The organism is Rhodovastum atsumiense (assembly GCF_937425535.1).
Classification (GTDB): Bacteria; Pseudomonadota; Alphaproteobacteria; order Acetobacterales; family Acetobacteraceae; genus Rhodovastum; species Rhodovastum atsumiense.
Map to the genome: position 1 here is coordinate 5032066 of NZ_OW485601.1, position 24543 is coordinate 5056608.

The window sequence follows — 24543 nt, forward strand, 5'->3', positions numbered from 1 at the left end:
GGGTTAAGCTGCGAGCACTTCAGGGCGCACTACATCGCCCCTGACGCTCAACACCCGTTGCCGGATGTTGAGCGCCGCGTTGTGGTCGGCAGCCGCTTCATGGCCGCACGAGACGCACTTGAAGGTGGCCTGGGTGGGCCGGTTCCGTTTATCGATGCACCCGCAGGCACGGCACGCGCGCGACGTGTTGCGAGGATCAACGAAACAGACCGGAACTCCGGCGCATCCTGCCTTGTAAACGACGAAGCCGCCAAGCTGGGCAAACGCCCAGTTGCCAAGCCTCGCTCGCTGGTCGCCGCGAGCCGTAACCCGGCTGCGAATGCCCTTCAGGTCTTCCAGGGCAATGCCGCGGCCGGTGCGTTCAGCGTCTCCAACAAGCGCCTTCGAGATGCAGTGATTGGTATGTGCCTGGAATCTTCGCTGCTTCCCGGCCAATTTCTTCAGTCGTCGCTTCGCGGCCCTGGTGCCGCACGTCTGCAGGCCCCTGCGACGACGCGCGAGGTGCTGGCGCACCTTCTCGACCTCAGCGCCGCTGTAAATCTTGCCATCGCTGTCGGTTGCCAGGGCAACGATGCCAAGATCAACGCCAAGCCAGTCATCGGCCTGGAAGTCATCCGTCTCGGGGATGTCGCAGGTCGCGGCAAGCATCCACTTTCCGCGCACGCAGCACAGGTCGACCTCGCCCTTGCGATAGACCATCAGGCGCCGCTGGTGCTCGCCCATCACCACGGGGATCACCATGCGCCCCTGGACGGTCCAGATGCTGACGGCGGCGCCAGCCTTGACGAACCGGATGATCCGATCGTCGTAGGGCTGCGCGGCGTCGGGGCGGAAAGTGGGCGCGACCTCGCGGTTGACCTTGAAGGCATCGGCGACCTTGGCGATGCAACGCACGGCGGCCTGCGCGGTCAGGTCGAAGCGGCTGCGCAGATCGGCATAGGCGGCCTTGTGCAGATTGTATTGCCGAAAGGTTTTCGTCGCGAAGCCCAGGGCGGCAAGCCACGAGCATGCCGCATTGCAGCGCGTCAACGTCTCTGACAGGCATGCAGCCTGTTCTGGCGTCGGCACGAGCTTCACGGCGGCAACCAACTTCATATCTTCAAGTATGGAAGGTGTCCGATGTGGACGCAAGTGCTCCGCGCTGTCGCGCAGCCCCCTGTCTTTCCGTCGCCTTCAGGCGACGGTCCCTCGCGGAGGGTTTGATGAAGATGGCCGCGATGCTAGCCTGGGGCGCAACGGAACTGGGAGGAAACGGCGTTGGCCGCATCCGTACTGGTCGCGGACGACGATCCGAACATCGTCCTGTCGCTGGAATTCCTGATGAAGCGCGCCGGCTATCGCGTGCGGGTTGCGCGCGACGGGGACGAGGTGCTCGCTGCGCTGGACCAGGAGCCGCCGGACCTGATCCTGCTCGACCTGATGATGCCCCGCCGCAGCGGCTATGATCTCTGCCAGACCATCCGCGCCCATCCCGCCTGGGCCGGCATCCGCGTGATCATGCTCACCGCCAAGGGGCAGGGGGTGGAGCGCGCCAAGGGGCTGGCGCTGGGGGCCGATGCCTACATCACCAAGCCCTTCTCCACCCGCGAGGTGGTGGAGCGGGTGAAGGCCCTGCTCGCCGGCTGATGGCGCGCCATCCGGCCGGAGTGGCCGCCTCGCTGCGGCGTGTCCTGATCCCGCTGGCCTGCTGCGCGGGTGCCGCCGGCTTCGCGGGGCGCTGGGGCGCACCGCCGGAAGCCGTCGCCGCCGCCGCCGCCGGTTGCGTGCTGCTGGCCTGGCTGGCGCTGGAACTCTGGCTCGGCCGCCCGCTCGACCGGCTGGCGCGGGCTTTGCTGGTCGCCGCCCGCGACGATCCCCGGCACGCCCCGCCGTCCGCCGGCCGCTTGGCGGCGCGGCTGGGCGAGGCCACGGCGGCGCTGCAGGCCCGGCTCGCTGCCGCCGAGGCGGCCCGCGAGGCGGCGCTGGCCGCCGCCACCGCCCGCGTCGAGGAGCAGAAGCGCCGGCTGGAGGCGATTCTCCTCGACCTCTCCGAAGGCGTGGTTGTCTGTGCCCGCGACCATCAGGTGTTGCTGTATAATCAGGTCGCGGCCGAGCTGGTCGATGCCTCGCAGTCTTTGGGCCTGGGCCGCCCGGTCACCGAGGTGCTGTCGCGCGCCCCGCTCGACCACCACCTGGAACGGCTGGAGCGGCGGCCGGAGGCGGGCCGGGCCGAGCGCTTCGTCTGCGCCACCCAGGGCGCGGCGCGGCTGCTGCAGGCGCGCATGGCGCTGACCACCGATGCCGCCGGTGCCCCGACCGGCTACGTGCTGACGCTCAGCGACACCGGGGCGGAGATCGACCGGGCGGCGCGGCTGGAGCGGACGCTGCGGGCCGGGCTCGAACGGCAGAACGGCCTGCTGGCCAGCTTGCGCGCCGCGGTCGAGACGCTCGCCGAGGTGCCGGAACTGGAGGCCGGGCAGCGCCATGCCTTCGAGCGGGTGCTGCTGGAGGACAGCCTGCAGCTCAGCGAGCAGAACGCGGCGCTGGCGACGGCGCTGGAGGAGCTGGGTGGGCGGAGCTGGCCGATGGCGGAGATCGGCACCGCCGATCTGTTCGCGCTGCTGGCCCGCCGCATGGCGCAGGCGGCGCCGCCGGTCCGGGTGGTGCCGGCCGGGCTGCCGGACTGGGTGTTGGCCGACAGCCTCGCGCTGGCCGATCTGCTGGAACACCTCGCCGCCCTGCTGGCCCGGGAATGCGGCGTCGACTACCTGACCGCGGCGGTGGCGCGCGAGCATGGGCGGGTGTGCCTCGATCTGGTGTGGTCCGGCGCGCCGGTCCCGGCCGGGCTGCTGGAAGCCTGGCTCGACATTCCCTTCGGCGACGCCGCCACCACCGCGCGGGCGGTGCTGGAGCGGCACGCCACCGATTGCTGGAGCCAGCCGGCCGGGCCGGGCGAGGCGCTGATCCGCATCCCGCTGCCCTCGGCCGCCGAACCGGGGCTCGTGCCGCGCCGTCCGCGGGCGATGCGTCCGGAATTCTACGATTTCGACCTTGCCGGACGGCCGGCGGTGACCGATGCCCTGCGCGAGCGGCGGCTGCGGGAGCTGAGCTATGTCGTGTTCGATGTCGAAACCACCGGGCTGGCCTTGTCGAAGGGCGACGAGGTGGTGTCGATCGGCGCCGTGCGCGTGGTCAACGGGCGGGTGCTGCCCTTGGAAACCTTCGAGCGCATCGTCAATCCCGGCCGGCCGATCCCGCCGGACTCGGTGCGGTTCCACGGCGTGACCGATGCGGACGTGGCGGACAAGCCGCCGCTGGCGGTGGTGCTGCCGCAGTTCCGCCGCTTCGCCGGCGATGCCGTGCTGGTCGCCCACAACGCCGCCTTCGACATGATGGCGATCGGCCGTGGCGCCGATGCCTGCGGCCTGCGCTTCGACAACCCGGTGCTGGACACGCTGCTGATCTCGGCCTGGCTCGATCCCGAGGAGGACGACCATTCCCTCGACGGCATCTGCGCGCGCATGGGCTTCGAGGTGATCGGCCGGCACACCGCGCTGGCGGATTCGCTGACCGCTGCGGCCATCCTGGTGCGCCAGTTCGAGCGGCTGGAGGCGCGGGGAATCGACCGCTTCGGCAAGCTGGCGGTGGCGATCGACCTGTCGGCGCGGCTGCGCCAGAACCGGATGGCGTTCTGACCATGGTGGTCGACGACGACGCGGGCCGGTCCGGGGTGCTGGCGCTGCTGGCCCGGGCGGGGCAGGCGACGCTTGACCTGCTGCTGCCGCCGCATTGCCTGACCTGCGACGCGCCCATCCTGGTTTCCGGCGGGTTCTGCCCGGACTGCTTCCGCCAGCTCGGGCTGATCGGCGCCCCCTGCTGCCAGCGGTGCGGCGTGCCGTTCACCGATGCCGGGCAGGGTGGGGCGGAGTCGCTTTGCCCCGCCTGCCGTGACCACCCGCCGCCCTGGGACCGCGCCCGTGCGGCGCTGCGCTACGATGCCCTGGCCCGGCGCGTGCTGCTGCCCTTCAAGCATGGCGACCGCACCGAGACGGCGGCGGCGCTGGCGCCGCTGATGGCGCGGGCGGGCGGCGCGCTGCTGCGCGAGGCGGAGGTAATCGTGCCGGTGCCGCTGCATCGCTGGCGGCTGCTGGTTCGTCGCTACAACCAGGCGGCGCTGCTGGCCCGCGCGCTGTCACGCCTGTCCGGCGTCCCGGCCTGCCTCGATGCGCTGCGGCGGCGCCATGCGACCCCGTCGCTCGGCGATCTCGGGGCGGCGGAGCGGGCGGCCGTGGTGGAAGGGGTTTTCACGGTGCGGCAGCGCCGGCTGTCCCGCATCGCCGGGCGGCGCGTGCTGCTGGTGGATGACGTGCTGACGTCCGGGGCGACCTGTGGCGCCTGCACCCGGGTGCTGCTGGCGTCCGGTGCCGCCGGGGTGGATGTGCTGGTGGCCGCGCGCGTGCCTGACCCGCGGTTGCGTTAGGCCGGCGATAGGGCCATGTGCGGGATGATTGAGGAGACCAGAATGCCGGATATCGAGATCTATACCCAGCCCGGATGCCCCTATTGCGCCCGGGCCATGCAGTTGCTGACGCAGAAGGGGGTTGCCTTCCGCGAGATCGACGCGCCGCGCGGCTCGCCGGCCCGCGAGGAAGCAGTGCGCCGGTCCGGCGGGCGGGCGACGGTGCCGCAGATCTTCATCGGCGGCCAGCATGTCGGCGGCTGCGACGACCTGATGGCGCTCGACCGGGCCGGCAAGCTGGATCCGCTGCTGGCGGCCTGACGGACTCCAGGGCCGGAGCCTTCGGTCGGATCACAAGGTGATGCCGATCCGACACGGCTGGGGACAACTCGGATCCGGACCATTGGCAATCCCTGGCAGGGAGTGCCAAACTGGACCGTCTCGATGCAACGTCAGGGCGCGTTTACCAAAGTAATCACATGATCCACTATCAACTGCAGTGCAGCGACGGCCACGGCTTCGATGGCTGGTTCAAGGACAGTGCGTCGTTCGAGAAGCAGGCGCAGCATGGCCTGCTGGAATGTCCGGTCTGCGGCAGCGTGAAAGTGGATCGGGCCCTGATGGCGCCGTCGCTGCCGCGCAAGGGCAATGCCCGGACCGAGCCGCCGCCGGCCCCGCCGCCGGTGTCCGCGAAGGAGCCGCCGGCCCCCGCCTCCGGCCCGTCCGGGCAGATGACGGCGGCCGGGCACATCCCCGACCACGTGCGGGCGACGCTGCAGCGGCTGCGCGCCGAGGTTGAGAAGAATTGCGACTATGTCGGCCCCGCCTTCGCCGATGAGGCGCGCCGCATGCACCGGGGCGAGAGCGACCGCCGCGGCATCTATGGCGAGGCGAGCCCGTCCGATGCCGAGGCGCTGGCCGAGGAAGGCATCGAGGTCGCCCGCATCCCCTGGGTGCCTCGCGCCGACGGCTGAACCGGGACCGGCGAAGGGCGGGTCGCGCGTCGCCTTGCGGCGCGCGTGCAACACATCTTCCGTAACCCGCCTTATTGCGAAAATGCATGGCGGATTTCCCTACTGGACCGATCCGTTCGTTTGCTAGAACCGATTTGCGGCCATGCCGGGAATCGGCTGTTTTCTTTGGTATGGCCACGCGAAACCGGCTGGATGGAGCCGTTGGAACCGGCCTTTCCAGCTTTGCGAAATACGGTGGCGAAAAGTACGCTGGCATGGACGATCGACGAAGCCGGATGCAACGAAAAGGGGCGGCCATGGCGCGGCCCGCCGCCCCGGCCGGACCGGCGGCCTTCGCCGAGGCGCTGCGGCATCACCAGGCCGGACGCCTGGAGGAAGCGGAACGGTGCTATGGCCTGGTGCTGGCGGTGGCGCCGCGCCATGCCGACACGCTGCACCTGCTGGGGCTGCTTGCCGGGCAGACCGGCCGGCCCGGCCGCGCCATCGAACTGATCCGCGCCGCGATCGCCATCAATCCGCGTGCGCCCGTCTATCATTGCAACCTGGGCCGTGTGCTCAGCCACGAGCGCCGGCAGGACGAGGCGGTGGCGTGCTTCCACCGGGCACTGGCGCTGCGGCCGGACGATCCCGAAACGCAGGCCGGCCTGGGCATCGCGCTGGCCGGGCTGGGACGGCGGGAGGAGGCGATCGCCAGCTATCGCCGGGCGCTGGCGCTGCGACCCGGCGATCCGGAGACGCTGACCAACCTCGGGGCCGCGTTGCATGAGCAGGGGCGGCCGGAGGAAGGAATTGCCTGTTGCCGGCAGGCCATCGCGGCCCGGTCGGACTTCCCGGAAGCCCACAACAACCTGGGCATTGCGCTGGCCGGGCTGGGACGGCGGGAGGAGGCGGCCGCCAGTTACCGCCGGGCGCTGGCGTTGCGTCCGGATTTCCCGGGCGCGTTGACCAATCTCGGGGCCGTGCTGGTCGCGCAGGGCCGGCTGGAGGAGGGGATCGACTGCCATGGCCGTGCCCTCGCGCTGCGACCTGACTTTCCCGAGGCGCTCGGCAACCTGGGCAGCGCGCTGAAGGAACAGGGGCGGCTGGACGAAGCGGTGGCCAGTTTCTGCCGGGCGCTGACGTTGCGGCCGGACGACCCGGACATGCTCAGCAATCTGGGCACGGCGCTGCTCCGGCTGCGGCGGCTGCGCGAGGCGGAGTCCTGCTTCCGTGCCGCCATCGGCCTGCGGCCGGAGCATGTGTACGCGCATTTCCACCTGGCGCTGGCGCTGCTGGCGCTGGGCGAACTGGCGGAGGGGTGGGGCGAATACGAATGGCGCTGGCGGACGCCGCTGCAGGCCGAGGCCGGGAAGCGCCACCACGGCGCGCGGCCGCAGTGGACCGGCGAATCGGCGGCAGGCCGGACGCTGCTGGTCTGGGCCGAGCAGGGCCTCGGCGACACGCTGCAGTTCTGCCGCTATGTGCCGCTCGCGGCGGCACGCGGGGCGCGGGTGGTGGTGACGGCACCGAAGCCACTGCTGCGGCTGTTGCGCAGCGTGGACGGCGTCGAGGCGGTGCTGGCGCAGGACGAGGCGCTGCCGCCATTCGACCTGCACTGCCCGATGCTCAGCCTGCCGCGGGCGCTCGGCACCACGCTCGCGACCATTCCCGCGCCGGCATCGTATCTGCGCGCCGACCCGGAGCGGGTCGCGGCCTGGCGGCGGCGCCTCGCCGCGATGGCGCGCGGCCCGGGCATCGGGCTGGTCTGGGCGGGGAATCCCCGTTCGCACATCCCCGAGCTGAGCGCGGTCGATGCCCGCCGCTCGTTGTCGCCGGAGTTGCTGGCGCCGGTGCTGGCGGTGCCCGGATGGCACTTCCTCAGCCTGCAGAAGACCGGTCCGGCGGCGCCCGCGGCGTTGCCGCTGACCAACCTGATGGCGGAGATGGAGGATTTCGCCGACACCGCCGCGCTGGTCGCCACGCTTGATCTCGTCATCTCGGTCGATACGGCGGTGGCCCATCTGGCGGGGGCGCTGGGCCGGCCGGTATGGCTGCTGGACCGTTTCGACGCCTGCTGGCGCTGGCTGGACGGGCGGCGCGACAGCCCCTGGTATCCCGGCCTGCGCATCTACCGCCAGCCGCGGCCGGGGGACTGGGAGTCGGTCATCGCCGAGGTCGCGGCCGCGCTGGCCTGCCGGCCGGTCGCGGCGGCGTAGCGGCGCCGCGGGCGCTCAGCCGGCGGCGCGGAAGCGGACCTCGCCTTCCTCGTCGGTTTCGGCCGTCAGCTCGCCCAGCGACAGCATGTGGTTCACATGCGCCATGATCTCGCCGAAGGCGAAGCCGAGCTGGTGTTCGTCGGCGAGGCTGGGGAAGATCAGCGGCACGATCTCGGCGGCGCTGAGCGACTGCGCGCGGGTGGCGTCGGCGATCAGGGCGCAGCGGGCGGCATGGTGGGCGATCAGCTCGTCGATGCGCAGGTGCAGCCCGTGGAAGGGCAGGCCGTGCCCGGCCAGCACCAGCACGTCCGCCGGCACGCGCCGGCGCAGCGCGGCCAGCGACGCCAAATAGATCCCGAGCGCGTCCGCCTCCGGCTCCATGGCGGTGACGCTGACATTGGGCGAGATCTTGGCGATCACCTGGTCGGCGCTGAAGAACAGCTTCTCCTCCGGGCAGAGCAGCATGGCCTGTTCCAGCGCGTGGCCGCCGCCGGTCAGCACGGTGAAGCGGCGGCCGCCGATGTCGATCTCGTCCTCGTGCTTGATCCGCCGGTAGGTGCTCGGCACCCCGGTGGTGCAGCGCAGGTACAGGTGGCCGCGGTCGAGCACCCGGTCGGTGAAGGGCTCGGACAGGCCGTGGCGGCGGTAGAAGGGCCGCCAGGATTCCACCCCCAGGTCGCCCGGCGCATTGGCCAGCGCCAGGCTGAACAGGTATTCCGGCCGGGGCATCCACAGCGGCAGGTCGAAGCGGTGGGCGAGCCAGCCGGCCAGCCCGACATGGTCCGGGTGGTAATGCGTCACGATCATGCGCGTCAGGCGCCGCCCGGCGAGCGGCCCATCGAGCACCGCCTCCCAGATCTCGCGCGAGCGCCGGTCGCCGATGCCGGTGTCGAGCACCGCCCAGCCCGCGCCATCCTCGATCAGGTGGATGTTGACGTGGTCCAGCCGGAAGGGCAGCGGCAGCCGCAGCCACAACACGCCCGGCGCGATTTCCCGCAGCTCGCCGAAGGGCGGCGGTTCAGCATGGGGGAAGTGCAGTGTCGGCTCGGTCAGCCCGCTGTCCATGGTGCTTTCTCTCCCTGACGGGAAAGAGAAGCAGCAGGGACGGCGCGGGTTCAAGCCGGTCCTGAACGGTCCGGCCCGCCCGCGCCGCGACGGTCAGACCGCCCGTGCCTGCAGCAGGTAGTTGGTGCTGAGGTCCCGCCCGGTGCGCCAGCGCCAGCCCAGCGGGTCGAACTCGAGCCCGGTGATGTCGGCGACGCCGAGCCCGGCGTCGCGCGCCAGCGCCCCCAGCTCGGCCGGGGTGACGAACTTGCGCCAGTCATGCGTGCCGACCGGCAGCCACCGCATCACGTATTCCGCGCCGAACTTCGCCACCAGGAAGGACCGCTTCGTGCGGTTCAGCGTGGAGAGGAACAGCGTTCCCCCCGGCTCCAGCAGCCCCGCCAGGGTATGCAGGAACGCCGCCGGATCGGGCACGTGCTCGATCACCTCCAGCGCGGTCACCACCGGGAAGCGTTGCCCCTCGGCCAGCAGGTCGCCGGCCACGCCTTCGCGATAGGCGAGCTTCAGCCCACGCCCCTCGGCGTGCGCGCGCGCCGCCGCGATCGCTTCCCCGGCGGCATCGATGCCGAGCACGTCATGGCCGCGCCGTGCCAGCGCCTCGGCCAGCAGCCCGGCGCCGCAGCCCACGTCCAGCACCCGGCTCGCGGGCGGGATGCGCGAATCGATCCAGCCCACCCGGGCCGGATTCATCCGGTGCAACGGCTTCATCGGGCCGTCCGGATCCCACCATTTCCCCGCCAGCGCGTCGAACCGCGCTATTTCTTCGGGGGAGACTCCCCGATCCGCCACAGCTTGCATGTTGCCCACTCCCGATGGCGCCAGTATGTGTCGCGGTCTCGGCCGCGGCGCAACCGGGTGCGCGGCCCTTCGAGCCGGAACCTTCCCGATGGCGCGCATCGTCATGAAGTTCGGCGGCACCTCCGTCGCCGATCTCGACCGAATCCGTAACGTGGCCGCCCGTGTCAAGCGCGAGGTCGACGCGGGCAACGAGGTGGCCGTGGTGGTCTCCGCCATGGCCGGCGTGACCAACACCCTGGTCAAGTATTGCCAGGACCTCTCGCCGCTGCACGACGCCCGCGAATACGACGCGGTGGTGGCGACCGGCGAGCAGGTCACCTCCGGGCTGACCGCGATCGCGCTGCAGTCGATCGGGGTGGACGCCCGGTCCTGGCAGGGCTGGCAGATCCCGCTGAGCACGGATGGCGCGCACGGCAAGGCGCGCATCGAGGGCATCGCCGGGGACGAGCTGATCCGCCGCATGCAGGGCGGGCAGGTGCCGGTGGTGGCCGGGTTCCAGGGGGTGGGCCCCGACAACCGCGTCACCACGCTCGGGCGCGGCGGGTCGGACACCTCGGCGGTGGCGCTCGCCGCGGCACTGAAGGCGGATCGATGCGACATCTACACCGACGTGGACGGGGTCTACACCACCGATCCGCGCATTGTTGCACGGGCACGCAAGCTCGCTAAGATCGCCTACGAGGAAATGCTCGAACTCGCCTCGGTCGGGGCGAAGGTGCTGCAGACCCGCAGCGTCGAGCTCGCGATGAAGGAACGCGTGCGGGTGCAGGTGCTGTCCAGCTTCGAAGGCGGCAACCTGCTCGGCAGCGACCTGCCCGGAACGCTTGTGGTGGACGAGGACGAGATCGTGGAGAAGGAACTGGTCGCCGGCATTGCCTATTCGCGCGACGAGGCGAAGGTGACGGTGCGGCGTGTGCCGGACCGGCCGGGCATCGCGGCGGCGATTTTCGGCCCGCTCTCGGCCGCTGCCATCAACGTGGACATGATCGTGCAGAACGTGTCGGCCGACGGCACCACCGATCTGACCTTCACGGTGGGCAAGACCGATCTGCCGCGCGCCGAGCAGACGCTGGCGCAGCACAAAAGCGAGATCGGCTACGAGATGCTGCTGACCGAGAAGGAAGTGGCCAAGATCAGCGTGGTCGGCGTGGGCATGCGCAGCCATGCCGGCGTCGCCAGCACCATGTTCCGCACCCTCGCCGATCGCGGGATCAACATCGAGGTGATTTCCACCAGCGAGATCAAGGTTTCAGTCCTGGTCGGGGCCGAATACACCGAACTGGCGGTGCGGGCGCTGCATACGGCGTACGGCCTCGATGCCGCCTGAGGCCCCCCTCTCCGCCGCGGAACCCGCGCGGGAGGCGGCGCGGGCACAGCTGGAACGGCTGTGGGCGCGCGGGCGCGACTTCCTCGGCTGCGAGGCCGCCATCATGGGCGGCGCCATGTCCTGGCTGAGCGAGCGCAACCTGACCGCGGCGATCAGCAATGCCGGCGGCTTCGGCGTGCTGGCCTGCGGCTCGATGACGCCGGATCTGCTGGAACGCGAGATCGCCGCCACCCAGGCGCTGACCGACCGGCCCTTCGGCGTCAACCTGATCACCATGCATCCGCAGCTGGACGACCTGATCCGGGTGACGCTGGCGGCGGGGGTGGGCCATGTCGTGCTGGCCGGCGGCATTCCCTCCGGTGGCGCGGTGCGGGCGGTGAAGGACGGCGGCGCGAAGCTGGTCTGCTTCGCCCCGGCGCTGGTGCTGGCGAAGCGGCTGGTGCGCACCGGCGCGGACGCCCTGGTGATCGAGGGCAACGAGGCGGGCGGCCATATCGGCCCGGTCAGCCTGACCGTGCTGGCGCAGGAGATCCTGCCGCATATCCGCGAGGTGCCGATCTTCGTCGCCGGCGGGCTCGGCCGTGGCGAGGCGATCCTGGCCTATCTGGAAATGGGCGCCTCCGGCGCGCAGCTCGGCACCCGCTTCGCCGCCGCCGCCGAGAGCATCGCCCATCCCAACTTCAAGCAGGCGTTTGTTCGGGCCGCCGCGCGGGACGCGATACCCTCGGTGCAGCTCGATGAACGGTTTCCGGTGATTCCCGTGCGCGGACTGGCCAATGACGGGACGAAGCGGTTCCTCGCCCACCAGGCCGAGACCGTGCGCCGCTACCAGGCCGGCGAGCTGACCAAGGAAGCAGCCCAGCTCGAGATCGAGCATTTCTGGGCCGGGGCGCTGCGCCGCGCCGTGATCGAGGGCGATGTCGAGACCGGCAGCCTGATGGCCGGCCAGTCGGTGGGATTGGTCACCTCGGTGCAGCCGGTGGCGGCCATCATCACCGAATTGGTGGAGCAGGCGGTGGCGGCGCTCGCTTCGCGCCACACGATCGCCACGCCACTCTGACAGAAGGGGCGGCGATGTCGACGCCGCGCCTCCTGCTCGCACGGCTGCGCAACCTCCTGGCGCGCGGCCCTGTGTCCCTGAACGAGATCGTCCGCCTCGTGTCATCGGAAATGGTGACCGAGGTGTGCTCGGTCTATGCCATGCGTCCCGGCGACATCCTGGAACTGGCGGCAACCGTCGGGCTGCGGCCGGAAGCGGTGGGCCGCACCCGGCTGCGGGTCGGCGAGGGCATCATCGGCCTGGTCGCCGCCACCGCCCAGCCGCTCAACCTGCCGGACGCGCAGAACCATCCCGGTTTCGCCTACCGCCCGGAAACCGGCGAGGAACCCTATACCTCGATGATGGCGGTGCCGGTGCGTCGCGCCGGCCGCACCCTCGGCGTGCTCGCGGTGCAGAACCGGGCGGTGCGCCGCTACGAATCGGAAGAACTCGACGCGCTCGAGACCGTGGCCATGCTGCTGGTCGAGCCGCTGGCTGCCTTCGGCGCCTCGGACGGGGCGGAAGAAGGGCTGGGCGCCGCCCTGCCGCGCCGCTTCATGGCCAGTCCCCTGGTGCCGGGACTCGCGATCGGGCCGGCGGTGATGCCGGGGGCGCATGCGCCGCGGCGGCTGCTGGCCGAGGACCCCGATGCCGAAATGACGCGACTCGCCCGCGCCGTCGACATCATGCGGCGCGGACTCGATGACCTGATCACCAACCGGCTCTCCGGCGGCTCCGGCCAGGCGACGCCGGAAGCGCGCGAGGTGCTGGAGGCATACCGGCTGGTCGCCGAGGATCCGGGCTGGCTCAAGCGCGTGAACGAGGCGATTCGCGGCGGGCTGTCGGCGGAAGCGGCGGTGCACCGGGTGGCGGGCGAGCTGCGCGACCGCATGCGGCGGATCTCCGACCCCTATCTGCGCGAGCGGCTGGCGGACCTGGAAGACATGGCCGGGCGGCTGCTGGCGGCGCTGGACGGCGGCGCGGTGCCGGCCTCGGTGCCGCCCGGGGCGATTCTGCTGGCACGCCGACTCGGGCCGGCGGAACTGCTCGACTGGCACGCGCGCGGCATCGGCGGCGCGGTGGTCGAGGAAGCCAGTCCTGCCGGCCATGCCGCCATCCTCGCCCGCGCGCTCGGCATCCCCACGGTGGGCGGGGTGCGCGGCATCATCGAGGCGGCCGAGGCCGGCGACGACGTGGTGGTTGATGCCGACGAGGGCGCCTCCGGCCAGGTGATCCTGCGTCCTGAACAGGACGTGCTGCAGGTCTACCAGCGCGCGCAGCAGGCGCGGCAGGAACGGCGCGCCGGCTGGGCGGCGCTGCGTGGCCAGCCCTCGGCCACGCGCGACGGCACCAAGGTCCAGTTGATGCTCAATGTCGGGCTGGCGCTGGAACTGGGCCAGCTCGATGCCACCGGCGCCGAGGGAATCGGCCTGTTCCGTACGGAAATCGCCATGCTGGCCCGCGGCGCCATCGCCGACGTGGCCGAGCAGGCGGCGGTCTATGGCCGGGTGCTGGACGCGGCGGCGGGGCGGCCGGTGGTGTTCCGCACGCTCGACCTTGGCGGCGACAAGCTGCTGCCGGGCACGCCGGTGCCGGAGGAGGAGAATCCGGCGATGGGCTGGCGCAGCCTGCGCATCGGGCTCGATCGTCCGGCGCTGCTGCGGCGGCAGTTGCGGGCGCTGCTGATGGCGGCGGCGGGGCGAAAACTGTCGGTGATGTTCCCGATGGTGGCGACCGTGGCCGAGTTCTGCACCGCGCGCGCCATCCTGGAAGCCGAGGTCGAGCGGGTGCGGCCGGTGCCGGAGTCGCTGAATATCGGCACCATGCTCGAAGTGCCGGCGCTGATGTGGCAGTTGCCGGAATTGCTCAAACATGCCGATTTCATCTCGGTCGGTACCAACGACCTGATGCAGTTCGTGTTCGCTGCCGATCGCTCCAGCCCCGCTTTGGCCGGGCGCTACGACATGCTGTCGCCGGCGATGCTGAACCTGCTCGCCGACCTCGCGGCGCAGGCGCGTGCGGCGGGGGTGCCGCTGTCGGTGTGCGGCGAGGCGGCGGCGCGGCCGCTGGAGGCGATGACGCTGGTGGGACTCGGCGTCACCTCGCTGTCGATGTCGGCCTCCTCCATCCTGCCGGTGAAGGCGACGCTGGCGGCGGTGGAACTGCCGGCGTTTCGCGAGCTGCTGACCTCGCTGCGCCGTACCGGGGGCGCGGAACCAAGCTTTCGCGAGCCGATCGCCGCCTGGGCGCGCGAGCACGACGTGCCCGTTTAGGGAGCGTTGTCAACAAACTTTCTGCGCGCAAAAAATACTTCAAACCCAAAGGCCTGGCGGATGGTTTTCACCTGTTCCGCGAGCTTTTCCGGTGTTGGATGTGTATCTTGGTTGGCAAGCCGCCTACAGCGGTTTACAAGCCGTCGCAGGAAACCGGATTGACCCCCGCTGACCGGGGGCTGGGCATCCATCCTTGAACACCGCAACTTCTTGGGATCGAGCCGCCGTGCTGCAGGTTCGCAGGTCCGCCGCCGCGCCGCGAGGGACCGCTGTTTCGCCACTCGAAGATCCGGGTGGGCCCGGTCACGTCCTCAGGGTCGGCGCCGACCTGCAGGCGGCGCGGGAACGTCTCGGCTGGGACCTCGAGGCCATCGGCGGCTATCTTCGCATCCGCCCGGCGGTGCTGCGGGCGATCGAGGAAGGGCGCCCCGCGGATCTGCCGGCCCTGGCCTATGTGATCGGCCATGTGCGCAGCTACGCGCAACTGCTCGGGCTCGACCCCGACGAAGTGGCACGGCGCTTCCGGGCCGAGGCGGCGGGCCTGGCACGACAGCCCGAGCTGAGCTTCCCGACCCCGGTGCCCGATCGCGGCGTGCCCGCGGGGGCGGTGGTGCTGCTGGGGGTGACGCTGGCGATCGGCGCCTATGTCGGCTGGTATCGCGTCTCCGGCAGCCAGCCGGGCGAGCCGCCGGTGCGGCAGGTGCCGGAACGGCTGGCGACGCTGGTGCAGCCGCCGCCCGCCCCGGTGCCGCTCGCGGCCGCCGTGCCCGCCGCGCCGGTGACCGCTGCGGGCCCTGCAACCGACCAGCCGATGGTGCTGCCGTTCCCCACGGCGGCGGGCCCCGGCCAGATGGCCTCCGTGACGCCGCCACCGGCCCTGACGCCCCTGCCGCCCAGTTCAGCTGCGGCGGCGATCCCGGCTACCGGCGTGTTCGGCCCACCGCTCGCCGCCGGCACCACTACCGCCGCGGCCCTGCCGCCGCTGCCGGAAGGGACCCGCATCGTGCTGCGGGCCAAGGCGGATGCCTGGCTGCAGGTGCGCGACCGCCAGCAGGGCCAGGTGCTGCTGAACCGCGTGCTGCGCGCCGGCGAGACCTGGCCGGTGCCGCCGCGCGAGCGCCTGGTGCTGACCACCGGCAATGCCGGCGGCACCGAGGTGCTGGTCGACGGACAGCTCACCGCCGCACTCGGCATCGACGGCGCAGTGCGGCGCGACCTGCCGCTCGATCCCGAGGCCATCCGCGAGGGCAGGCTGGCACCTTCCGTTACGGCGGCACGGGCTGCCCCTAAGCCGCCGGCGCAATAATATAAGAGAGTTAAGGCAAGGGCTCCGCCCTTGACCCGGCAGGGGCCACACGGCCCCTGCACCCCAGGTGCGCTGCGCGGCGTTTGCTTGGCGCCCGGCGCTCGGGCATGTTGCGTTGCCCGTCCGTCCACCCGGAGCTGTACCCCATGAGCTATCGCCCGTACCAGCAGATCGCCCGGCGCAAGTCGCGCCAGATCCATGTGGGCAGCGTACCCGTCGGCGGCGACGCGCCGATCAGCGTGCAGACCATGACCAACACGCTGACCAGCGACGCCGCGGCGACGATCGCCCAGATCCGCCGCGCCGAGGCGGCCGGGGTGGACATCGTCCGCGTCTCCTGCCCTGACGAGGAGAGCACCGCCGCCCTGAAGAAGATCGTGCGCGAGGCCCGCGTGCCGATCGTCGCCGACATCCATTTCCATTATCGCCGCGCCATCGAGGCGGCGGAGGCCGGGGCGGCCTGCCTGCGCATCAATCCCGGCAACATCGGCAGCGCCGAACGGGTGCGCGAGGTGATCAAGGCGGCGCGCGACCACGGCTGCTCCATGCGCATCGGCGTCAATGCCGGCAGCCTGGAAAAGCACCTGCTGGAGAAATACGGTGAGCCCAACCCGGACGCGCTGGTGGAAAGCGCGCTGGAACACGCGAAGATCCTGCAGGACCACGACTTCCACGAATTCAAGATCAGCGTGAAGGCGTCCGACGTCTTCCTTGCCGTTGCCGCCTACAAGCAACTCGCCGAAGCCTGCGACCATCCGTTGCACATCGGCATCACCGAGGCCGGCGGACGCCGCACCGGCACGGTCAAGAGCGCCATGGGCCTGGGCGCGCTGCTCTGGGCGGGCGTGGGCGACACCATGCGCGTCTCGCTCTCGGCCGAGCCCGAGGAAGAAGTGCTGGTCGGCTGGGAGATCCTCAAGGGCCTGGGCCTGCGCCATCGCGGCGTGAAGATCGTCTCCTGCCCATCCTGCGCGCGGCAGGGCTACAACGTCATCGAGACGGTGGCGAAGCTGGAAGAGCGGCTGGCACATATCGAGACGCCGCTGACCCTCTCCATCATCGGCTGCGTGGTCAACGGCCCGGGCGAGGCGCTGATGACCGATATCGGCGTCACCGGCGGCGGCGGCGGGCGGCACATGGTGTACATGGCCGGCAAGACCGACCATCATGTCGACAGCGCTTCCATGGTCGACCACATCGTCGACCTCGTGGAGCAGAAGGCCGCGGCGATCCGGGCCGGCGAGGTCATCCCGAACCAGGCGGCGGAGTGACGATTGAGCGAGCAACTGCAGCCGGCCCGCGGCACCAGGGACCTGATCGGCGAGGACCATCGCCGGCACCAGCACGTCATCGACACGGCGCGGCGCGTCGCGGCCCGCTACGGGCTCGAGGAATGGGCCACCCCCATCTTCGAGGATACCCGCGTGTTCGCTCGCAGCCTCGGCGACACGTCCGACGTGGTGATGAAGGAGATGTATTCCTTCACCGATCGCGGCGGCGATTCGCTGACGCTGCGGCCGGAGATGACGGCGGGGGTATGCCGGGCGCTGGTCACGAACGGCCTGACCCAGTCGCTGCCGCAGAAAGTGTTCTACGCCGGGCCGATGTTCCGCTACGAGCGGCCGCAGAAGGGGCGCTACCGGCAGTTCCACCAGATCGGCGCCGAGCTGCTCGGCACCGCCGAGCCGCTGGCCGATGCCGAGGTGATCGCCTGCGGCTGGGACATCCTGCGCGAACTCGGCCTTGCCGCCGACGTGGTGCTGGAGCTGAACACGCTCGGCGACCGCCCCAGCCGCGAGGCGTGGCGGACGGCGCTGGTCGAGTACTTCACCGCGCATCGCGACAAGCTGTCCGAGGACAGCCTGACACGGCTGGAGCGCAACCCGCTGCGCATCCTCGATTCCAAGGATGACGGCGACCGCCGCGTCGTCGCCGGCGCGCCGCTGATCGAAGGCTACCTGACGCCGGAGGCCGCCACGTTCTACCAGCGGCTGAAGGACTACCTGACCCGGTTCGGCGTGCCCTTCGTCGACAATCCGCGCATCGTGCGCGGGCTCGATTATTACGGTCATACCGCCTTCGAGTTCGTCACCTCCCGGTTGGGGGCGCAGGGCACGGTGATGGCCGGCGGGCGCTATGACGGGCTGGTGGCGGAGATGGGCGGGCCTGCGACGCCGGCCGTCGGCTGGGCCGCCGGGGTGGAGCGGCTGTCCATGCTGCTGACCGAGGCGCCGCCCGCGCCGCGCCCGGTCGCGGTGGTGCCGGTGGGCGAGGTCGCCGAGGCCGCCGCGCTGGATGTGCTGCAGGCGCTGCGCCAGGGCGGCATCCGCGCCGAGATGGCCTATCGCGGCAACCTCAAGAAGCGGATGGAGCGGGCCAACCGCATCGGCGCCCGCGCCGCGGTGATCCTGGGCGAGGCCGAGGTGGCGCGTGGCGTGGCCCAGGTGAAGGACCTGGCCACTGGCGCGCAGGCCGAGGTGCCGGTCGCGGACCTGCCCGCAAGGCTGCGATGAGCTTTTCGTTCAAGCTCGACCGCATCCTCGACCGTGCCGCCGAGCTGCGCGCCATGCTGTCCGAGGGCCTGGGCGGCGAGGCTTTCGTCAAGGCCAGCCGGGAACTGGCCGAGATCGAGCCGGTGGTGGAGCGCATCGACGAGCTGCGCGCTGCCGAGCACCAGGCCCACGATGCCGAGGCGTTGCTGGCCGATCCGGAGATGCGGGAACTGGCCGAAGCCGAGCTGTTCGAGCTGAAGGGCCGCATCCCGGCGCTGCAGCACGCGCTGCGGCTGGCGCTGCTGCCGAAGGACGAGGCCGACGAGCGCCCCGCCATCCTGGAAATTCGTCCCGCCGCCGGCGGCGACGAGGCCGGGCTGTTCGCCGCCGAGCTGTTCGACATGTACCGCAAGTATGCGGTGCTGCGCGGCTGGCGCTTCGAGGTGCTGGAATACGACGAATCGGAGCTGGGCGGGCTGAAGGGTGCCTCGGCCGAGATCACCGGCCAGGGCGTGTTCGCGCGGATGAAATACGAATCCGGTGTGCACCGGGTGCAGCGTGTGCCTGCGACCGAGAGCCAGGGCCGCATCCATACCTCGACCGTGACGGTGGCGGTGCTGCCGGAGGCCGAGGAGGTCGATGTCCAGATCGACGAGGGTGAGCTGCGCATCGACGTGTACCGCGCCTCCGGTGCCGGCGGCCAGCACGTCAACAAGACCGAGAGTGCTGTGCGCATCACCCACCTGCCCACCGGCATCGTGGTGGCGATGCAGGAGGAGAAAAGCCAGCACAAGAACCGCGCCAAGGCGATGAAGATCCTGCGGGCCCGGCTGTACGAGCAGCAACGCGCCCAGGCGCACGCCTCCCGCGCGGCCGATCGCCGGTCCCAGGTGGGCACCGGCGACCGCAGCGAGCGGATCCGCACCTATAATTTCCCGCAGGGGCGGGTGTCCGACCACCGCATCGAGAAGACGCTCTACAAGATCGACCGGATCATGCAGGGCGAGTTGGACGAGTTCATCGACGCGTTGATCGCCGAGGATCAGGCCGCTCGCCTGGCCGCGGAAGAATAATGGGATCCAAGGGCCTTTGGCCCTTGGTGGAGGTGCAGGAGGCAAAGCCTCCTGCCAGGGTCCGGGGCAGCGCCCCGGCACTGTGTCGGGGCCTGGATCCCATGACAAAAGAAGATCTTCTCCGCGAAGCAACCACCCTTCTACGCGATGCCGGCATCGACGAGCCCCGGCGGGAGGCGCGGCTGCTCTACGAGCACGCCGCCGGTGACCCGACGGCGTTTCACGTCGCGGTGGCGCGCCGGGCGGCGCGCGAGCCGATGGCGCTGATCACCGGGCGGCAGGGGTTCTGGACGCTTGATCTCGCGGTGTCGCGGGCCACGCTGATCCCGCGCCCCGACACCGAGACGCTGATCGAGGCTGCCCTGGCTGCCCGGCCGGACCGTGCGGCGGTGCGGCGGATCCTTGATCTCGGCACCGGCACCGGTTGCCTGCTGCTCGCCGCCCTGGCGGAATTCCCGCTGGCCTTCGGCGTAGGCGTGGACCTGGTGCCGGAGGCGGCCGCGCTGGCCGCGGCCAACGCGCGTGCCAATGGGCTGGCCGGGCGGGCGGCCTTCCTGGCGGGGGACTGGGCGGCGGCGCTGTCCGGCCGTTTCGACCTGGTGCTGTCCAACCCGCCTTATATCGAATCGGATGCGATCCCCGGCCTGATGCCGGAGGTCGCCGCCTTCGAGCCGCGCAGCGCGCTGGACGGTGGCGCAGACGGGATGGCGGCCTATCGCTTTCTTGTGAAACGACTTCCCCGGCTGTTGGCGCCTGGCGGGGTGGCGGTGCTGGAACTGGGGGCGGGGCAGGCCGCTGGCGTGGCCGCGCTGGCGCGGGCGGCGGGGCTTGACGATCCTGTTTTGCGTGCCGATCTGGCCGGTATTGCGCGTGCTGCGGTTCTGACCCTTGGCCATGACTGAAAAATCGTTTGGCAGGGGCGGGAGAGGCCGCTAGCGTGTGCGCGTGCGGCAAGGGTCGCCCGGGGCTGTTTCCGGGGATCAGGTCTGTATGCCCCGGCAATGGCCCCTTGGGGTAATTGCCCGTGTCGGGCCGGGTGCCGCGCAGAAGCCATCGGTAAGGAGCGACCCGGAAACGGGTTGAAGCGCGGCCGGCGCGAGGAGTGTCGCGACTGGCCAGCGACCGGGCCGGACCCGCATCGCCTACGGGGGCGCCGCGGGGTCCGGTGTTCGAACAGGAAAGCGCTTTGGCAAACGCATGAACATGAAACGTATGCGCGGACGCAACCATCGTGGGGGCGGCAGCGGCGGAGGCGGTGGCGGTGGTGGCGGCATGCGCCACCAGGGGGGCGGCGGTGGCGGGATTCCCCTCAATCGCAACCATGTGTTCGACAGCAGCGGACCGGATGTCCGTATCCGTGGCACTGCCCAGCAACTGTTCGAGAAATACCTTCAGCTCGGCCGGGATGCGACCGGCAGCGGCGACCGGGTGATGGCGGAAGGCTATTTCCAGCACGCCGAGCACTATTTCCGCATCCTGAACGCGATCAACCAGGCGGCGCAGCAGAACCAGCAGCAGAATGGCCAGCAGGGCCGTCGGCCGCAGATGCAGGAGCCAGGCGAGAGCGAAGGCGAGGACGGGGAGTCGATGCCCGGCACCGGCGACCAGCCTTCCGACAGCCGCGAGATCCCGATCGCCGCGGCGGCGCCGGAAGGCTGAGCCCGGCCGGCCGGCGGGATGCCGGCCCCCCTTATCGCCGGGAAGGGGGGCGGGCAGGGGTCAGAGCAGGTCCAGGCGGCGGAACAGGTCGATCAGCACCAGGTTCACGTTGAACTTGAAGTCGTCGCTGTCGCGCACCCGCTCCAGCACGCGTTGCACCGGCCAGAGCTCGAAGCTCTCAACCTCGCCATCGGCGGCGGTGGGGTGGAATTCCTCGGGCAAGTACAGGTCGTAGCAGACCAGGATGTCGCGCCGCAGCCCTTCCGGGCGGTCCATGGCGTAGGTCAGGGTGCTGCGCTCGATCGCGTTGGCGGCGAGGGCGGCAGGCACGGCGGCTTCCTCGGCGGCTTCCTTCACCACCGTTTCCGCCGGGGTCATCCCGGCGGGAACGCCGCCGGCGACCAGGTGGTCGAGCTTGCCCGGATCGAGCGCCTTGTCGGCGGCGCGGCGGGCGATCCAGAGATGCAGGCCATCCGGGCGCGTGACCAGGCCGTTCACGTGCACCCCCAACGCCAGCAGGCCGAACAGCGGCAGGCCGCCGCGGTCGACCGTGGTCAGCACCGGGCCACCCGGCTCGGCGCGCACGTCGAAGGCCTCGCCGCGCCAGCGGGTGAAGCCGGCCTCGGCGAGGGCGCGGCCGATCGCCGGCAGCTCGGCGGCGGCATCGGCGGCCAGGGTGACGCCGGCGGGGCCAGCTGAGACGGAGGTGAAATCGGCGAGCGCGCGCGCCACCTCGGGGCGGACCCATCCGACCGGCAGGTCGCCGATCGCGAAGGGAAGGCGCCCGCCGGGCAGGCGGGCGTTGTTGCAGGCATCGACATGCCGGGCAAATCGCGGATCCATGCCGGCCGCATAGCGGAGTTCCGCCAGGGCTGCCACCGCAGCCTTCCCATGCCAGGGAACGCATGCCACATCCCTGGCCATGAGGATGCATCTTTCGGCCCTGCCGGCGCAGCCGGATTTCGCGGGCGCGCGCGTGCCCGAGCGCTCCACCCTCGCCACCATCCGTTCGCTGCTGCCGTATCTCTGGCCGAAGGAGAGTCCCGGCACGCGGCTGCGCGTGGCGATCGCGGTGTCGTTCCTGTTCGGTGCCAAGGTGGCGCTGGTGCTGGTGCCGATCGTCTATGCGCGTGCGGTGGATGCGCTGGCGCCGACGCAGGGGGCGATGCTGGCCGTGCCGGTGGCGCTGGTCGTCGGCTACGGGCTGCTGCGCGTCGCTGCCGCGGGCTTCGGGGAGATGCGCGACGCCATCTTCGCCGCGGTGCAGCAGCGCACGGTGCGGCGGGTGGCCCTGGAGACTTTCCGCCACCTGCACCAGTTGTCGCTGCGCTTTCACCTCGACCGCCAGACCGGCGGGCTGTCGCGGGCGATCGACCGCGGCACCAGCGGCATCGAGGCGGTGTTGCGGCTGGCGGTGTTCAACGTGGTGCCGACGCTGGTGGAGGTGGGGTTGGTCACCGCCATCCTCTGGCACCTGTTCGACTGGCGCTACGCGCTGCTGACGCTGGTGGCGGTCGCCTGCTATCTGTCCTTCACCTTCGTCGTCACCAACTGGCGGGTGCGCATCCGCCGGACGATGAACGAGAACGACAGCGACGCCAAGACGCGGGCGGTCGACAGCCTGCTGAACTTCGAGACGGTCAAGTATTTCGGCAACGAGGCGCACGAGGCCCGTCGTTTCGACGAATCGCTGGTCCGCTACGAGCGCGCGGCGGTGAAGAGCCAGGTGACGCTGAACCTGTTGAACCTGGGGCAGGCGGCGATCATCTCGGCGACGCTGGCGGTGGTGATGCTGATGGCGGCGCAGGAAGTGGTGGCGGGCACGCTGACGGTCGGACGTTTCGTGCTGGTCAACACCTATCTGATGCAACTGTACCAGCCGCTCAACATGCTCGGCTTTGTCTACCGCGAGATCCGGCAGGGCCTGACCGACATGGAGCAGATGTTCCGGCTGATGCGGGTGCCCGCGGAGGTCGCCGACCGCCCGGGCGCGCCGGCGCTGCAGGCGCGGGGCGGGGAGGTGGTGTTCGAGGAGGTGCAGTTCGGCTATCGCCCGGACCGCGGCATCCTCAAGGGCGTCTCGTTCCGGGTGCCGGCGGGGGGACGCCTGGCGATCGTCGGGCCAACGGGGGCCGGCAAATCGACCATCAGCCGGCTGTTGTTCCGCTTCTATGACGTGACCGGCGGGCGGGTGCTGGTCGATGGCCAGGACGTGCGGGAGGTGACGCAGGAGAGCCTGCGCGCGGCCATTGGCGTGGTGCCGCAGGACACTGTGCTGTTCAACGACACGATCCGCTACAACATCGCCTATGGCCGGCCGGGCGCGACCCAGGCCGAGATCGAGGCGGCGGCGCGGCTGGCGCAGGTGCATGATTTCGTCCTGCGTTTGCCGGACGGCTACGACACCAGGGTGGGCGAGCGCGGCTTGAAGCTGTCGGGTGGCGAGAAGCAGCGGGTTGCCATTGCCCGCACCATCCTGAAGGACCCGCGCATCCTGATCCTGGACGAGGCGACCAGTGCGCTTGATACGCACACCGAACAGGAGATCCAGACGGCCTTGCGGGCGGTGTCGCGGGATCGCACGACGCTGACGATCGCGCACCGGCTGTCCACGGTCGTGGATGCCGACCAGATCCTGGTGCTGGTGGATGGTGGCGTGGCCGAGCGTGGCACGCATGCGGAGTTGCTCGCGCTCGGCGGGGTCTATGCGAGGATGTGGGCCTTGCAGGCCGAGCAGCACGAGGCGGTGGAAGCGGTATAGGTGATGGGATCCAAGGGCTTCGCCCTTGGTGGAGGTCCAGGAGGCAAGGCCTCCTGGCGGGGGTGGGGCAGCGCCCCGCACGGGTGGGGCCGGCATGGAAGAATGGATCGAGCTTGCAGCCGCGGGTAGCCCCGAGGCCCGGATCGTGCTGCGCCGGCGTGGCGGCACGTATGAGATTCGTTTCAATGGCTGGGAGCTGATGTCCAGCCGCGCCCATCATTCCGAAGAGGTGATGGCGCGCCGGGCCTGCGCGGCGTTGCCTGGTCCGGCGCCGCGTGTGTTGATCGGTGGCCTGGGCATGGGCTTCATGGTGCGGGCTGCCCTGGACGTCCTGCCGCCCTCGGCGAGGGTCGAGGTGGCGGAGATTTTCCCCGAGGTGCTCGCCTGGAACCGTGGCCCGCTGGCGGGTTTGGCCGGCCGTCCGCTCGAGGACCCGCGGGTATGCGTGCGCTGCGAGGACGTGTCGGCGCTGTTACGGGCCCCTGGTCCCGGCTGGGATGCGGTGCTGCTTGATGTCGACAACGGTCCGGGTGCGCTGACGCTGGAGGACAATGGCTCGCTCTATGGCACGACGGGGCTGCGGCTGATCCGGGCTGCGCTGCTGCCGGGCGGGTGCCTGGCGGTCTGGTCGGCCGACCGCTCGACGGCGTTCGAGGCGGCGTTGCGGGAGGTCGGGCTTGGCTGGCAGTGCCAGGAGGTGACGGCGCGGGGGGATCCGGGTGACCCGCGCCACGCGCTTTATTTCGCATACGTTCCAAATCGCTGACTTCCCGTGCGGCATCCCATGATGCCGCCGGGGATCGACCCCCGACAAAATCGTTGCAGCCCGGGTGGGGGGCAAGCATCATGTACTAATGTACATGTCTGCGAGATCGCGATGATGCGTTTCCGTCGCCGGCACTGCCATTCCCTGGTCATGGTGGTCCTGTCCACCACACGCTCGTGAAGCGGGAGGCGCCTTCCGGCGTACCGGTTGCGCCGGACGCTCTTGCGACGCGGCCCGGTCTGCGGCACTCCGTTGCCATGCCGCCCCGTCGTCGCCCTACCCAGCAGCCAGCCCCGTCCTCCGCCGAAGCCAACGTGCCCGAAGAGGGGGACCTCGACGTGGCCGCAGCCTCGGCTGTCCCGCCTCCGCAAGCCCCG

General features: G+C 70.8%; 21 protein-coding genes. 17 read left to right on the forward strand and 4 right to left on the reverse strand.

All coding sequences use genetic code 11. From position 1 onward, the window contains the following. Positions 1-3: 3 nt before the first annotated feature. A complete protein-coding gene (locus tag NBY65_RS22660; protein WP_150041567.1) occupies positions 4-1095 on the reverse strand; it encodes an RNA-guided endonuclease InsQ/TnpB family protein in 1092 nt (363 codons plus the stop codon). 162 nt (positions 1096-1257) lie between these two features. On the opposite strand from NBY65_RS22660, the gene NBY65_RS22665 reads away from it, so the two are divergent. From NBY65_RS22665 to NBY65_RS22690, 6 genes are all read left to right on the forward strand, one after another. Beyond that, positions 1258-1626 (forward strand): response regulator transcription factor, encoded by a 369-nt coding sequence (locus NBY65_RS22665; RefSeq protein WP_150041566.1) that lies wholly within the window; start codon positions 1258-1260, stop codon positions 1624-1626. Then, positions 1626-3674, forward strand: a complete 2049-nt coding sequence (locus tag NBY65_RS22670; protein ID WP_150041565.1) for an exonuclease domain-containing protein — start codon at positions 1626-1628, stop codon at positions 3672-3674. The genes NBY65_RS22665 and NBY65_RS22670 overlap by 1 nt, the downstream gene beginning before the upstream one ends. A gap of 2 nt (positions 3675-3676) precedes the next feature. Next, a complete protein-coding gene (locus NBY65_RS22675) occupies positions 3677-4459 on the forward strand; it encodes a ComF family protein (RefSeq protein ID WP_150041564.1) in 783 nt (260 codons plus the stop codon). A 42-nt stretch (positions 4460-4501) separates the two neighbouring features. Continuing rightward, entirely contained in the window at positions 4502-4759 is a 258-nt protein-coding gene (grxC, locus tag NBY65_RS22680; protein ID WP_150041563.1) for a glutaredoxin 3, read from the forward strand. Between the two features lie 158 nt (positions 4760-4917). Further along, a complete protein-coding gene (locus tag NBY65_RS22685; protein ID WP_150041562.1) occupies positions 4918-5412 on the forward strand; it encodes a DUF1178 family protein in 495 nt (164 codons plus the stop codon). Between the two features lie 296 nt (positions 5413-5708). Next, the gene (locus NBY65_RS22690) at positions 5709-7607 is read left to right on the forward strand and encodes a tetratricopeptide repeat protein (protein ID WP_162530601.1); all 1899 of its coding nucleotides are present in this window, start codon (positions 5709-5711) and stop codon (positions 7605-7607) included. A 15-nt stretch (positions 7608-7622) separates the two neighbouring features. Here the strand turns inward: NBY65_RS22690 and NBY65_RS22695 are convergent, their stop codons facing one another. Continuing rightward, positions 7623-8672: an MBL fold metallo-hydrolase gene (locus NBY65_RS22695; RefSeq protein ID WP_150041560.1), complete on the reverse strand. Its 1050-nt coding sequence runs from the start codon at positions 8670-8672 to the stop codon at positions 7623-7625. Positions 8673-8765: 93 nt separating this feature from the next. Then, entirely contained in the window at positions 8766-9470 is a 705-nt protein-coding gene (ubiG, locus tag NBY65_RS22700) for a bifunctional 2-polyprenyl-6-hydroxyphenol methylase/3-demethylubiquinol 3-O-methyltransferase UbiG (protein ID WP_150041559.1), read from the reverse strand. Between the two features lie 88 nt (positions 9471-9558). Between ubiG and NBY65_RS22705 the strand changes: the two genes are divergently transcribed. The 9 genes from NBY65_RS22705 (at position 9559) to NBY65_RS22745 (ending at position 20639) form a co-directional block, all read left to right on the forward strand. Next, positions 9559-10797 (forward strand): aspartate kinase, encoded by a 1239-nt coding sequence (locus NBY65_RS22705; protein WP_150041558.1) that lies wholly within the window; start codon positions 9559-9561, stop codon positions 10795-10797. Then, on the forward strand, positions 10787-11857 hold the full coding sequence (locus NBY65_RS22710) for an NAD(P)H-dependent flavin oxidoreductase (RefSeq protein WP_150041557.1): 1071 nt from the start codon (positions 10787-10789) through the stop codon (positions 11855-11857). Before NBY65_RS22705 ends, NBY65_RS22710 begins: the two co-directional genes overlap by 11 nt. A gap of 14 nt (positions 11858-11871) precedes the next feature. Next, positions 11872-14109: a phosphoenolpyruvate--protein phosphotransferase gene (gene ptsP, locus NBY65_RS22715; RefSeq protein ID WP_150041556.1), complete on the forward strand. Its 2238-nt coding sequence runs from the start codon at positions 11872-11874 to the stop codon at positions 14107-14109. A 226-nt stretch (positions 14110-14335) separates the two neighbouring features. Next, positions 14336-15415 carry a helix-turn-helix domain-containing protein gene (locus NBY65_RS22720; protein ID WP_162530600.1) on the forward strand — a complete coding sequence of 360 codons (1080 nt, stop codon included), beginning with the start codon at positions 14336-14338 and terminating at the stop codon, positions 15413-15415. A gap of 146 nt (positions 15416-15561) precedes the next feature. After that, positions 15562-16686, forward strand: a complete 1125-nt coding sequence (gene ispG / locus NBY65_RS22725; RefSeq protein WP_150041554.1) for a flavodoxin-dependent (E)-4-hydroxy-3-methylbut-2-enyl-diphosphate synthase — start codon at positions 15562-15564, stop codon at positions 16684-16686. Positions 16687-16689: 3 nt separating this feature from the next. After that, on the forward strand, positions 16690-17928 hold the full coding sequence (hisS, locus tag NBY65_RS22730; RefSeq protein ID WP_150041553.1) for a histidine--tRNA ligase: 1239 nt from the start codon (positions 16690-16692) through the stop codon (positions 17926-17928). Further along, entirely contained in the window at positions 17925-18980 is a 1056-nt protein-coding gene (gene prfA, locus NBY65_RS22735) for a peptide chain release factor 1 (protein ID WP_150041552.1), read from the forward strand. The genes hisS and prfA overlap by 4 nt, the downstream gene beginning before the upstream one ends. A 101-nt stretch (positions 18981-19081) precedes the next feature. Further along, on the forward strand, positions 19082-19882 hold the full coding sequence (gene prmC, locus NBY65_RS22740; protein WP_150041551.1) for a peptide chain release factor N(5)-glutamine methyltransferase: 801 nt from the start codon (positions 19082-19084) through the stop codon (positions 19880-19882). A 295-nt stretch (positions 19883-20177) separates the two neighbouring features. Beyond that, on the forward strand, positions 20178-20639 hold the full coding sequence (locus NBY65_RS22745; protein WP_150041550.1) for a DUF4167 domain-containing protein: 462 nt from the start codon (positions 20178-20180) through the stop codon (positions 20637-20639). 60 nt (positions 20640-20699) lie between these two features. Here NBY65_RS22745 and NBY65_RS22750 read toward each other — a convergent pair whose 3' ends face one another. Beyond that, positions 20700-21518, reverse strand: coding sequence for an NUDIX hydrolase (locus tag NBY65_RS22750; protein ID WP_239002832.1), 819 nt, complete (start codon positions 21516-21518; stop codon positions 20700-20702). A 49-nt stretch (positions 21519-21567) separates the two neighbouring features. Between NBY65_RS22750 and NBY65_RS22755 the strand changes: the two genes are divergently transcribed. Together NBY65_RS22755 and NBY65_RS22760 are read left to right on the forward strand one after the other, a co-directional pair. Then, positions 21568-23400: an ABCB family ABC transporter ATP-binding protein/permease gene (locus NBY65_RS22755; protein ID WP_239002841.1), complete on the forward strand. Its 1833-nt coding sequence runs from the start codon at positions 21568-21570 to the stop codon at positions 23398-23400. A gap of 94 nt (positions 23401-23494) precedes the next feature. Then, positions 23495-24166, forward strand: a complete 672-nt coding sequence (locus tag NBY65_RS22760) for a spermidine synthase family protein (RefSeq protein WP_150041548.1) — start codon at positions 23495-23497, stop codon at positions 24164-24166. The last annotated feature ends 377 nt before the right edge of the window (positions 24167-24543 follow it).